At 62.8% G+C, this 12,372-nt stretch carries 8 protein-coding genes and 1 tRNA gene; 7 read left to right on the forward strand and 2 right to left on the reverse strand.

Annotated features, from left to right (window positions below; translation table 11 throughout):
* Positions 1–69 precede the first annotated feature (69 nt).
* Positions 70–1,143, reverse strand: a complete 1,074-nt coding sequence (locus E3T47_RS03240) for an aminotransferase class V-fold PLP-dependent enzyme (protein WP_134554195.1) — start codon at positions 1,141–1,143, stop codon at positions 70–72.
* Positions 1,144–1,224: 81 nt separating this feature from the next.
* On the opposite strand from E3T47_RS03240, the gene E3T47_RS03245 reads away from it, so the two are divergent.
* The 6 genes from E3T47_RS03245 (at position 1,225) to E3T47_RS03275 (ending at position 6,993) form a co-directional block, all read left to right on the forward strand.
* On the forward strand, positions 1,225–2,235 hold the full coding sequence (locus E3T47_RS03245; protein ID WP_241981875.1) for a LysR family transcriptional regulator: 1,011 nt from the start codon (positions 1,225–1,227) through the stop codon (positions 2,233–2,235).
* A 79-nt stretch (positions 2,236–2,314) separates the two neighbouring features.
* Positions 2,315–3,838, forward strand: coding sequence for a glutamate--tRNA ligase (gltX, locus tag E3T47_RS03250; protein WP_134554199.1), 1,524 nt, complete (start codon positions 2,315–2,317; stop codon positions 3,836–3,838).
* Between the two features lie 105 nt (positions 3,839–3,943).
* Positions 3,944–4,015: transfer RNA gene (locus E3T47_RS03255), tRNA-Gln, on the forward strand.
* Positions 4,016–4,211: 196 nt separating this feature from the next.
* On the forward strand, positions 4,212–4,406 hold the full coding sequence (locus E3T47_RS03260; protein ID WP_134554200.1) for a helix-turn-helix transcriptional regulator: 195 nt from the start codon (positions 4,212–4,214) through the stop codon (positions 4,404–4,406).
* Positions 4,399–5,604: a tyrosine-type recombinase/integrase gene (locus E3T47_RS03265; protein WP_134554202.1), complete on the forward strand. Its 1,206-nt coding sequence runs from the start codon at positions 4,399–4,401 to the stop codon at positions 5,602–5,604. The genes E3T47_RS03260 and E3T47_RS03265 overlap by 8 nt, the downstream gene beginning before the upstream one ends.
* A 948-nt stretch (positions 5,605–6,552) precedes the next feature.
* A complete protein-coding gene (locus tag E3T47_RS03275; RefSeq protein ID WP_134554204.1) occupies positions 6,553–6,993 on the forward strand; it encodes an SHOCT domain-containing protein in 441 nt (146 codons plus the stop codon).
* A gap of 594 nt (positions 6,994–7,587) precedes the next feature.
* Here the strand turns inward: E3T47_RS03275 and E3T47_RS03280 are convergent.
* Complete coding sequence (locus E3T47_RS03280; protein ID WP_166805590.1) at positions 7,588–10,512, reverse strand: Ig-like domain-containing protein; 2,925 nt, start codon at positions 10,510–10,512, stop codon at positions 7,588–7,590.
* 1,112 nt (positions 10,513–11,624) lie between these two features.
* Between E3T47_RS03280 and E3T47_RS03285 the strand changes: the two genes are divergently transcribed.
* Positions 11,625–11,756: a transposase gene (locus E3T47_RS03285; protein ID WP_166805591.1), complete on the forward strand. Its 132-nt coding sequence runs from the start codon at positions 11,625–11,627 to the stop codon at positions 11,754–11,756.
* Positions 11,757–12,372: the final 616 nt, after the last annotated feature.

The raw sequence follows: 12,372 nt of genomic DNA on the forward strand, positions 1-12,372 counted from the left end.
GCACCTTATGACCCTGAGCCAGCTTTACAAACTGGCCCCACGGATGGGGCCCGGGCCCCGACCGGGGAGTCAGGGACGCAGGGCGGCCAGGGCCAGGGCCACGTCTTCTTCGTCATTGAACAGGTGGAAGGCGACGCGGGCCCGGCCGGCCCGGCCCGAGGCGGTTAGGCCGGCGGCGGTGAGGCGGGCCAGGTCTCGACCATCGGCATCCGGCCAGCTGATGATGGCCTGGCCGACTCGGGGCAGGTCGAGGCCGTCGCACAGGGCGTCGCCGAGGGCTACGTTATGGTCGCGCACTTCGGCCAGATCGAGGCTGCGAAACAGGTCGATGGCCGGCTCGGCCCCGACCCAGGCGGGCCAGGCCGGCGACACGTCGAACCGGCGGGCGTCGGTGGCGAGCGCCATCGCCGGGCCGTAGCAGGACGCCCACACGTCGTCTCCCGCGTACCAGCCGGCATTCACCGGGTGCAGATTCGCCGCGAATGTGCTGTTGATTGTGAAAAAGGCAACACCTCGCGGGGCGCCGAGCCACTTATAGCTGTGACAGATGGTCGCGTCAAAAGCGGATGCGTCGACCGGCATCCACCCGGCTGCCTGGGTTGTGTCACACAGGGTGAACGTGCCTGTTTTTCGTGCGGCGATACGGATGGCATCGATGTCAGCCAGTTTGCCGGTGGCGGACTGCACGAGGGAGAACGCCACGAGCCAGGTCTTCTCGTTCAGGCTCGCGGCCAGATCGGCCAGTTGCACCTGCCGCACGGTCACGCCGCGGTGTGCCTGAGCCAGAAAGGGGAACACCATGGAGCTGAAGTCGCCGCGTGGCAGCACGACCTCGGCGCCGTCGGGAACGCTCGCGGCCACCATTCCGGCCAGGACCGACGTCTGTGAGCCGATCGCCACCCGGTCGGGCGTGACGCAAACGAGATCGGCGTATCCGGCGCGCACGCGCTCTACTACGTCGCAGTACCGCGCGGCGCAGGCCTCGCCCCGCGCCCAGGCCTCAGTGTCGGCGTGCATGGCGTTGATCGTGGCGATCGTCGGCAGCCCGAGCGTACACGCGGCGAGGTAGCCGCGACCAGCGGTGTAGAGGGCGCCCGCTTCGGCGAGGGTCACGGAGTTGGTGCTTTTTGCTGCGGTGGTCATAACCCCAGTCTGGCCACGAGGCATTCATGCAACAACCGCCAGCATTCGATGCAAAACATAAGCCAACGTTATGATTGCTCTATGATCCATGTCCCCGGACAGAGTCCCGACCTCGACGCCCACGCCCTCCGCGTTGTGCGGGCGGTACACGAAACCGGCTCCATCACGGCCGCTGCGGCCGCCCTCGGCTACAGCCAGCCGGCCGTGAGCCAGCAGCTCAAACGGCTTGAGCAGCGGCTCGGGCTCGCAGTGTTCGAACGGGTCGGCCGTGGAGTGCGACTGACCGAGGCCGGCCTCGTATTGGCGCGGCACGCCGTGACCGTGGCCACCGCGCTCGATGCCGCAGCGGGGGAGATCGCCGAACTGCACGGGCTGCGCGCCGGGCTGGTACGTCTCGTGGCGTTCCCGTCGGCATCCGCGACCCTCGTACCGAGCCTGTTGGCGCGCATGAAAGAGCGACCTGGCCGGATCTCGATCACCTATCTGGAGGCCGAACCACCCGAGGCCGTCGCCGCCGTGCGCGAGAACCGCGCCGACCTGGCCATCACGTTCAGCTACCCGGGGGACCGGGTGGATCCGCACAGGGAGAGTGCCCAGGGGCTGCGGGTGGCAACCCTGCGCCGAGACGAGATGATGCTCGTACTGCCGGTCGGGCATCCGCTTGCCCGCGCGGGAACCGGCGGTGCGCCTGGCCTGAGTGAGGAAAGCATCGCCCTTCACCCCGGCGCCATCGATCTGGGCGACCTCGCCGACGAGAACTGGGTGGCCGGCTGCCCGCGCTGCCGTGGCCATCTCCTGGACCTCTGCGATCGCCGCGGATTCGCCCCGCGCATCTCCTATGAGACCGACAATGTTGCCGCCGTATTCGGCCTGGTCGAGGCCGGAATCGGCGTCGCGCTGCTTCCGGCCCTTGCAATCGAGTCGGTCGGCGCCCGCCCGGGCGTGTCGATTCGGTCCACAGCCGGCCGTGACCATCGCACCCTGCACGCGGTGACTGCCGCCGGTGCCGAGCGCGTGCCCGCGCTGGCCGCCGCGCTTCGCGCACTCGTTGCGATCTCGCTGCCCGGGCCGATTCTTCGAACGCGGGCCTAGCCTGGAAACTGGGCCTCGCGTTCCGGGCCTGGGTGCGGAACGCGAGGCAGCGGGACTCGCCCAACTAGAATCATGAGTAATGTCTGACACCACTGCACACCCGTTTTCCACCGCCACCGGATCCGACGTTCGCGTGCGGTTCTGCCCCTCGCCGACCGGTACGCCCCACGTTGGCCTCATCCGCACCGCCATGTTCAACTGGGCCTACGCCCGGCACACCGGCGGCAAGATGATCTTCCGCATCGAAGACACCGACGCAGCCCGAGACAGCGAAGAGAGCTTCCTGCAGCTCGTCGAGGCCATGCGCTGGCTGAAACTGGACTGGGACGAAGGCGTCGACGTCGGCGGACCCCAGGCACCGTATCGCCAGTCCGAGCGCTACGACATCTACCGCGGCGTCATTGAGCAGCTCAAGACCAGCGGCCACATCTACGAGAGCTTCGTCACCGGCGAAGAGATCGAGGCCCGCAACCGCGATCTCGGCCGCGACCCAAAGATGGGTTACGACAACTTCGAGCGGGACCTCACCGAGGGGCAGAAGGCCGCCTACCGCGCCGAGGGCCGCTCCCCGGCGTTGCGCCTGCGGGTGCCAGACACCGAGCTCTCCTTCGACGACCTCGTGCGCGGCGAGATCACCTTCCCCGCCGGTTCATTCAGCGACTTTGTGGTGGTGCGCCCGAACGGGCATCCGCTCTACCCCTTCGTCAACCCGGTCGACGACGCGCTCATGGGCGTCACCCATGTGCTGCGCGGCGAGGACCTGCTCTCGTCGACCCCGCGCCAGATCGCGCTGTACCACGCGCTCATCGACATCGGCGTGACCACCTTCGTACCGCGCTTCGGCCACTTGCCCTATGTCATGGGCGACAAGAACAAGAAGCTCTCCAAACGCGACGCCGAGGCGAACCTGTTCCTGCACCGCGACCACGGATTTATCCCCGAGGGCCTGCTCAATTACCTTGCCCTGCTCGGCTGGTCGCTTTCCCACGACCGCGACGTGTTCACGATCGACGAGTTCACGGCTGCGTTCGACGTTGTCAACGTCAACCCGAACCCGGCCCGGTTCGACCTCAAGAAGGCCGAGTCGATCAATGGTGACCAGATCCGCCAGCTCGAGGTAGCCGACTTCGCCGCCCGCCTGATTCCCTACCTGGTGGCCGCCGGCGTGCTCAGCGACACCCCGAGCGCGGCCGACCTGGCCCTGCTCGCCCAGGGCGCACCGCTCATTCAGGAGCGGATCGCTCTGCTCGGCGAAGCGCCCGCCATGCTCGGTTTTCTGTTTGTGACCGGCGCCGACCTGATTCTCGAAGCGGATGCGCTCGCCTCGCTCCCACAGAACGCCGCCGACATTCTCGGCGCTTCCCGCACCGCGCTCGAAAGCATTCCTTCAGCGGAATGGAACACCGACCGGGTGCACACGCTGCTAGCCGAGACCCTCATCGAGGGGCTGGGCCTCAAGCCGCGCGTCGCCTTCGGACCGCTGCGCGTCGCGTTGTCGGGCCGAAGGATCTCGCCGCCGCTGTTCGAGTCCATGGAAATTCTGGGACAGGCCGAAACCCTTGGTCGCCTCGATCGGGCCCTCGCGGTCGTGACGGTCGACTGACCGCGGGGCCGGTGGGGGCTTCGACTCGCCGGGGGACGCCTCGGTTTGGCCTCTCCGGCCCGAGTGGGCTAGGCTTCTACTCGGCCCGATCTTCGGATTAGGCATTGGGGTATGGTGTAATTGGCAACACGGATGATTCTGGTTCATTTGTTCTTGGTTCGAGTCCAGGTACCCCAGCACTAAAAGGCGCAGGATTCCGCGGCGAAATCAATTATCGCCCACCCTGTCGAACAGGCCCAAAACGGGCTCTGTGACCAGAAACAGACCAATAACCCCCTTCTGTAGTGGGTTAGGCGCTTGGCTGCCCGGGCAAATACGGGCTCGTCGCGGCATAGTCGGGCTGCTCACGGCTTCAGCCGTGCACCTGTTGTGCATGGACGCGACAACGCAAATCACTCCGACGTTTCTCACCCAGCGCGAGCTTTCCGAGCTGCTGCGAATGCCCGAGCGCACGCTCGAGGACTGGCGCCTGATGCAGACCGGGCCGCCCTATATCAAGCTCGGCCGGCTCGTGCGGTACGACGTGCAGGACGTGCTCACCTGGGTGCGTGAGCACCGACATGGTTAGACCCCAGATCCTCGCCGGCGAGTTGGGCAGTATCGTCATCGACGTGCTGCCGAGCGGGCGATACCGAGCTCGCGCATCCACTCGTGACGACAGTGGTCGCCTTCACCGCATTGGGGTCACCGCCAGAACCGAAGACGAGGCACGGGCCGAAGTTCACCGACAGGCCAGGGCTATGGCGACGGGTGGTGCCGGAGCGCTCTCGCCGTCGAGCACGATCGCCGACGCGATAGAACTTTGGCTGTCGCAAGTACTCACCCGAGCCAAGGCGGGCAGCCTGTCGTACTCGACCTACGAATCGTATGAGACGACAGCTCGTGTGATCATCGTGCCGCGGTGCGGGGGAGTGCGGCTCGAGCACCTCACCGTCGGTCGCTGCGATCGCATCCTCCAGCGAATTTTGGAGGAAGAAACGATCTCGAAAGCACGTCGAGCGCGTGCAGTGCTTAGTCTCGTGTGTGGATATGCCGTGCGCGACGATGCTCTGGTGCAGAACCCCGTACGCGACGTACAACGCCTGCCGATGTCACCGCGCAAGGAATCCGCCCTCACGCCCGCGCAAATCACTGCCATTCGCGGGCGCATGCAGGTGTGGCGGCTTACACGCGACGACGGACCGCGCCCCAACTACCGTGCACTGATCGACGGCATGGACATCATGATCGGCACTTCACTGCGCGTCGGTGAGTGCATCGGTCTGCGCCGCTGTGATGTGGACATGACGACCCTGCCGCCGACGCTCCTTGTGAACGGCACGATCGTGAGTACTAAGGCGCAGGGGACGCACCGAAAGAATTCTCCCAAGCGCTCTCGGCAACGGCGAAGTATTGCCTTGCCGTCGATGGCCGCGGCGGCGGTGCGGCGCCGCCTGGCGCTTGCCGAGGCGGATCCGGAGGCGTTCCTGTTTCCCACCAAGACCGGCCGGTCGTTGAGCGTTAGCAACTACGAGCGGCTGCTGCGCGCATTTGTTGAGGATGAACGGTTTAATCTGGTGGAGCTGCGCGTCGACGTCGCCGAGTACACCACGCACATCTACCGGCGTACGGCCGCGACCCTGATCGAGCGGGCGGCAGGGATCACATTGGCCTCTCGACTTCTCGGCCACGCCAACGAGCAGACCACGCGCAACAGCTACGTAGTCACGGCCGACGTGGTCGACCCGGTGACGGCCGAGATCCTCGATGAGGTGCTTGGTGCCTGAATATACAGAGGAGCTCCTGCGATCGATGATGCGGATGCGCGAGAGAGGTTTAGGGCGCCGCAGAAGTGTCGATGCGGGCGACGGGTGAATCTCCCACGCCGAGGGAGCTTTGAACAGGCACCTGGATCGTCGTTGGGGTAGCAATACCGGTCGCCGAACTCCGTCGTCTGTGCTGACAGGCCGAAGTTGAACGTCAGTATCAATTTGTTCGCGCGCGCTCGAAATCGATATACAGGCAACAAAGCCTGAGCCGATGAGACGTCTCATGACCGGTCGGTTATGAGGCGTCTCGCCAGCGAGTCCCGAGCTTTCCGGAGATCGATGGAATCACAGGGCTGGGGAGTCTCACAACCATGTATCGAATCCAGGGGTTATGTTTTTGAATCAAATCAAGGGTTGCGAGACTGCGAGATCATGAATGAACTCGTGCTGAGCTCGTGCCCGTGTTGCGGGCAGGGTATGCGCGACAAGTTTGCTCAGGAGTCGGCGCGTTCCACTTATGGCGGGCCGCGTACTGGGCCCCCCTTTCCTGGCGCTTGGAGTTTTTTGGGAACGCGCAGAAATCAGCGTCAGCGCACTGATCGTTGATGTCACGATGGTTCGTGCGATTCTTCGTCCAGTGGGCTCTACCTCTAGCGGCGAGTTTGGACGCAGGCTGTGCAATCCAGTTGTCAACTTAGGGTGTACCCCAACTAGGCGTCAGGTGCAAGTTTTCCGTGCCGTCCGGATAGAGTCTGATCCGAAATGATTGACAGCCCTCATCGCCAGGTCTCAAAATTCAACCTGACACACCAGGCGGGAGATCCCCGTGACGGGTCAACGAGTCGGATACGTGCGAATCAGCACCCTCGACCAGAACACCGTCCGCCAGCTTGACGGAGTCGACACGATTAAAACATGGGCAGACGCCGACCAGGACCAGGCGACAGCGCGCAGTATCATAAGCCCATGAGATCAAGTCGTTCGTCCGACAAATCGGCCAACATTTGGGGAATCCTCGCAGGGTCTGCAATCATTATTTCCGGCGCTATCTGGGGTTTCTTTCCTATTAGTGGGGACTGTGGTGCGCCATTCATCCCAGCCGAATCTTCCAACTTCTTTACTGCTGGTTCGTGCTCTACGGAGGCCGTCGGCCCGCGAGTTGGCGCGATTGTCGCGATAGTGGTTGGTCTTATCGTTCTCATCGCGGCGATTCATTATTTCCTCCAACTCGCTGATGTCGATGTGGATCCAGCTTCGGAGAGAGACGCAAAGCCAACCATGATTGAGAGAGATTCGCTGACTTCTGAGCTGTCAGAGCTCGCACGTCTGCGCGCATCGGGCGCGCTTGACGATGACGAATATCGCATAGCGAAGGCACGCGCGCTGGGTACCAACCGCGGAGAGTAGGTTAGTGCGACCTGCTAAATTGCTCCAGACGGCCGATAGAACGCCGCCAAAGGGCGCTAGTTACACCCATATCCATCGCGCAAGACGAATCGTGTTTGGTCTGCGAGACGCAGAATAAATGACTGGTTGCGTGACAAATTCTGTCTTCATCGAAGGTACGATCGTGTTGTCACGAAAGCGAACGTATAAATGATTTCAGATTGTCGTCAACCTTTGCTGACGCTTTCCCGGATCGGTGGTCCGGGTGCCGAGCTGTAAAGAGCTTGAATCTTTCTCGCCGTTCTCTCTCGCAGCCCTAGCGTTGTGAGGCACTTTGGTTATGAGACGATCGGCGGCCCTGCTTGAGGGAGGGCAGCTAACGCCATCCCCTACTGGGAACGTCTTACGGACACTCATTTGTGGATGCAACAGCATCTGTTTCTTAGGTGAGCCGGTTGCTCACTCGGCATGAATCTTCGCTTCGAGGCGCAGACCGATTGTGCCCAAACGTTGAACGCACCGCGACATCGCGCACGTTGTTTTAGCATGACACGTGTGGATTTCGGACGTTTGTCTTTTATGGTGTGACCGGGACCCACTCGCTGCCGCCACGAATCATGACCCCGTTGTGAAGTTCCATGTCACCGGGCTCAGACGGTTGCCCGCCACGTCCCGAACGCCGCTCGTGATGGTGGCTGTGTATTGGGTGTTGGCCAACAGCGTGCTGGACGGGTTGAGTGTGGCCACCCTCGTCGTGGCGTTGTAGCTCACGACGGCCGCTGTAGCGGTGCCGGAGACCGTCTGCTTAATGGTCATGACCGTGGTCGAGGCCGCGGTGGTTGGCAGGCCGGTGACCGCTTCGCTGAAGGTGGCGGTCACGTTCGCGGTCCGGCTGACACCGGTGGCTACCGATGCCGGGCTTTTCGAGGTGATCGTCGGACGTGGCCCGGTGATGAAACTCCAACTCTGGGCCGCAGCAAGCGCGCCACCGCTTGCGCTCTTGATTCCGGACGTCACGGACGCCGTGTAGGTGCGGTCGGCGAGTAGTGGACCGGCCGGGGTGAAGGTGGCCACGCGGGTCGTGGAGTTGTAGGTGACCGCGCCGGCGACAGCCGTGGTGCCCTGTTTGACGGTGAAGGTGCTTGTGCTCACTCCGGAAACAGGTTCACTGAAATTGACCGTGATCGGAGTGCGCGCTGTCGACGTTCCGAGGGCGACTCCGGTGGATGTCGAGGTGGGATTGGTCGAGACCACGGTCGGGACGGATGTAACGTTGCCCGTCGTGAAACTCCACGTCTTGACGGTGAGCGGGTTCCCGGCGGTGTCGGCGATACCTCCGGTGAGGGTGGCGGTGTAGGTCGTCGCCCCCAGTAGTGCGCTCGAGGGTGTCAACGTTGCAACGCGTGTGGTCGCGTTGTAGGTCACGGCACCAGCGATGCTGGTCGAGCCGCGTTGGAGCGTGAAGGTGGTGGAACTCAGGCCTGTCACGCTTTCGCTGAACGCTGCCGTCACGGGTGTGGGAGCGGTATTTGTGCCCGGGGCCACTCCGGTGGCTCCCGCAGCGGGGCTGACGGTGGTCACCGTCGGTTGGGGCCCCGTCGTGAACGTCCACACTCGGTCGGCCAGTACGTTTCCGGCAGCGTCCTTGATTCTGGTCAGGGTCGCGGTGTAGCTCGTGTCGAGAGCGAGCTGCTCGGACGGGTCAAGCGTCGCTGTGCGCGTGGTCGGGTCATACATGACACCGGCCGCCACCGGAGTCGTACCCTGCCGCAATGTGAAGGTGCTGCTGTTGAGGCCGGTGATCGCTTCGCTGAATATCGCCGACACATCCGTCGACTGTGCGACTGCCCGCGCGGCACTTTCCGGCGTTGAACTCAGCACCGTCGGTGCCGGACCGGTGGTGAACACCCAGGATTTCGTCGACATGAGGTTTCCGGCGGCATCCTTGATGCCGAACACGCTGGCCGTGAAGGGGCGGTCGGCGGGCAGCGTTGAGGTCGGGTTGAACCGCGCCGTCCGAGTGGCCGCGTCGTAGGAGACGGCACCGGCTACCGATGTCGTCCCCTGACGCAGGGTGAAGTTCGCTGCGGTGAAGGAGACGATTGGTTCGCTCAGGACTGCTGAGACATCACCGGTCTGGCTCGCGCCAGTGGCACCGGATGCGGGACTGGTCGCGGTCACGACAGGAGCCGGGCCAGTGATGAAGGACCAGGTCTTGGTCACCATCGTGTTGCCTGACGGGTCCTTCAGCCCGGCGATGGTTGCTGTGTAGGTTCGATCGGGCAGCAGACTCGCCGCAGGATCGAAGGTCAGCGCCTCTCCCACCAACGTGACCGATCCTGCGACTGTCGTCGTTCCCTGCTTCAGCACGAAAGACGTTGCGGTCAAGCCGATAACGCCTTCGCTAAATGTCGCGCGAACATTCCCGTCGAGGGTGGCGCCGCTTGAACCGCTGACGGGGATCACTGTCCTCACTGTCGGCGCTGTCGTGTCTGCGACATAGCTCGTCTCAGCGCTACGGCCCGACGCCGGTCCGGCCCCGATAGCGTTGATCGCCGCCACATCGAATGAGTAAGCCGTGCCGTCGATGAGCCCCGTGACGACAGCTGTTCTCGCAGTGGCCGGGGCAGTCTGGGTCTTGATCAATCCACCTGCCGTATACGTCCTCACCCGATACCCAGTGATCGGAGATGCGCCGTCAGCGTAGGGCAGACTCCACAACACCGTGGCGGATTGACTGGCCATGACCGTAGACGGGGTGGACATCTGACCCGGCACCGACGCGGGAACGAGCGCCGTGGGAGCGCTGGTCAAAGTCGTCGGAATGCGGGTTGCGTTCGACCCAGTGACTGAAACCGTCAAGCGCGTGCCGGCGTCCAGAGTCCCGACGACGTGAGTGGCCGTTGTGGCGTCCCAATATTCATCGATTGGGACACCGTCCCGCATCCACTGGTAGGAGAGATATGCATACTCCTCCCACGTTCCCGGAATCGCGGTAAGCGTTCTACCGACGGCGGGAACACCCTCAATCTCCGGTTCCGTTCCTTGCACAGCGGGCGTGGGAAGGCTGAGAGATTGATTAGCGGAAACTGAGCTGGACGACCACGTTTCGTTTTCGGAGAGCTTGATCGTCAGGTCGCCAACTCCGTCGATCCAGTAGTCCTCGTTTCCGGGCGATGGCGGAGACGGCGCCATGGGAAGTGTCACCCGCGCGGTGGAACCGTCTGACGAGATGCTGGGTGACAGCGAGAACCAATCTCCGCCTTCAACGCTCGTTTGCAGCAATGCATCTGCCTGCGGGTTGGTCCAACGCCCTTCTGGGCCGCTGAGCCAAAAGCCAGCAGGAGCCTCAATCGAGATCGTGTCACCCCATTGCGCATCCACAGTTCCGGGAAACGCAGGGTCGGCATATGAGAACTTCGCGTCGTACGGATCGCCACCGGTGCTGCTCGTGGCATTGTCCTCGGTCAACTCGATGCGCGCGTCAACTGGTCCCGTCGCCGCAATCGCCAAGTCGGCGACGAAGTTTGTCTCAGTCACGGTCTCACTGTTATCGTGTGGACACTTGCTGCGAAAACCCCAGAACTTCAACTCAAATTGGCCTTGTGTCGGCTGTCCAGGAGTGAAGAGCTCCGCCCCGATGGGCACCACGAAGCTCTGAGCTCCCGCAGGCACGTCCTCCTCGAAACTGCTGGTGCTGCCATTCGGCCCCGTCAGCGTCCACGACAATGAATGACCGATGTCCCACAGCATCGGCGGCAGCACCACTTCCAAGTTCCGAGTGGCGGGCGAGATGCTCAAGCCTGACGCCAGCGAGTACTCAGCGTCGACCCTCAGCACGCATCGTTCGCCGAGATCCACATTCACGGTGGCGGCAGAAGCTGGTTGCGCAGCCCCCAACGGAAGCATGATTCCCACCAACAGGGCAGCCACAAACACAGCAGTGGCGCGGAAGAAGCGTGAAACTGACGGCACGTCGGGGGTTGACATGAGGGTCCTCTCGGAGTCGGCGTGGCCACAACGCAAGTCCTCGGGAAGCACTCCCACGCAGTTCGCGATTAGTGTATGACCCCCAAATGGGGGAGTCAAGTGCCTTTTACCCGATCTTTCAACCCAACTTTCGCCGGTCCAGCCGCAAGGCAAAGCCACGGCTCATCCCTGCGATTTCCAATCGGCACCTCGGCCTCTCGCCTCGACCGAGGCGTCCGTAATGTGGTGAGTGCCTCACGTTGACTCTTCACACAACTCATGACCGTGATGTGGTGAGTGCCTCACGTTGCCTCCCCACACAACTCACGACCGTAAGCCGGACGGCTAGCGGACACTCCGATCTAAAGCTTGCCTCAGAGGCTGTTAACTTCGGCCCCTGCCACGCGTTGGTCCAGGAGGTCGAGCGCTGCGCATGCATCCGCCACGCTGAACGAGTTGTTTTCCCCGGTTCGCGACACGAACTGCTCGCGAAAGCAAATGGTGAGCATATAGGGAAACCAGAATCGACTCCGTCGGGTTACGTCACTTCTGCCGCAACCTACCGATCACTGTCTGCAAGCTTGGCCCCAGACTCATGGACCGATTGGTTCTTTCCATACTCCCCATATCTCACTATGGCCTTGCCCCCGTTGAGTGGACACCTCACAAGAGAGAATGTTCACATGGGAAAGACACGCAGGGAGTTCACTCCTGAGTACAAAAACGAGGCCGTGAAGCTGGTGATCGACACGGGCAGGGCGGTCGCGACTGTGGCCCGCGACCTCGGTATCAACGAAGCATCGCTGGGCCGGTAGGTCAGCGCTTTCAAGGCCCGAAATGACACCGGCGAGACCGGAGTCACCGAGTCGGAACGGGCCGACCTCCTCCGGTTGCGGAAAGAGAACGCGGACCTGAAACTTGATCGGGCGTTTCTAAAAAAGCGTCTATCTTCTTCGCCCAGGAAGCGTCGGATACGAGCGCAAAGCGTTCAAACTGATACTGGTGGAGAAGATCAATTTCACGATCACCCGCATGGTTCGCCTGCTTGAGGTGTCCCGATCGGGCTACTCCGTCTGGCTCGACCGGAAGCTCTCGGACCGCATGATTCGGCGGGACGGCATCGAGCAGAAAGTGGCGTGGTTTAACGGCGACTCCGACGAGGTTTACGGTTCTCCGAGAATCCTCGCCGACCTCCGTGCTGACGGGGAAACCATCTNGCCGACCTCCGTGCTGACGGGGAAACCATCTCCCGCAAGACCGGCGCCAAGATCATGCAACGCCTCGGTTTGGTGGGTATCTGCCCGAAGAAGTGGAAGACCACCGCGATCGTTGACCACGCCGACGCTTACCCCATCGACGCGGTCAAACGGAAATGGGACACCGGGGCACTGAACCAGGTCGGGGTCGGTGACATCACCTATCTGAGGACTT

Source organism: Cryobacterium ruanii, assembly GCF_004404055.1.
GTDB classification, from domain to species: domain Bacteria; phylum Actinomycetota; class Actinomycetes; order Actinomycetales; family Microbacteriaceae; genus Cryobacterium; species Cryobacterium ruanii.

Excerpts from the sequence above, each read along its gene's own strand:
- E3T47_RS03265 (WP_134554202.1), top strand. The coding sequence starts at position 4,399 with ATGGTTAGACCCCAGATCCTCGCCGGCGAGTTGGGCAGTATCGTCATC.
- E3T47_RS03240 (WP_134554195.1), bottom strand. The coding sequence starts at position 1,143 with ATGACCACCGCAGCAAAAAGCACCAACTCCGTGACCCTCGCCGAAGCG.
- E3T47_RS03285 (WP_166805591.1), top strand. The coding sequence starts at position 11,625 with ATGGGAAAGACACGCAGGGAGTTCACTCCTGAGTACAAAAACGAGGCC.
- E3T47_RS03245 (WP_241981875.1), top strand. The coding sequence starts at position 1,225 with ATGATCCATGTCCCCGGACAGAGTCCCGACCTCGACGCCCACGCCCTC.
- E3T47_RS03275 (WP_134554204.1), top strand. The coding sequence starts at position 6,553 with ATGAGATCAAGTCGTTCGTCCGACAAATCGGCCAACATTTGGGGAATC.
- E3T47_RS03260 (WP_134554200.1), top strand. The coding sequence starts at position 4,212 with ATGGACGCGACAACGCAAATCACTCCGACGTTTCTCACCCAGCGCGAG.
- gltX (WP_134554199.1), top strand. The coding sequence starts at position 2,315 with ATGTCTGACACCACTGCACACCCGTTTTCCACCGCCACCGGATCCGAC.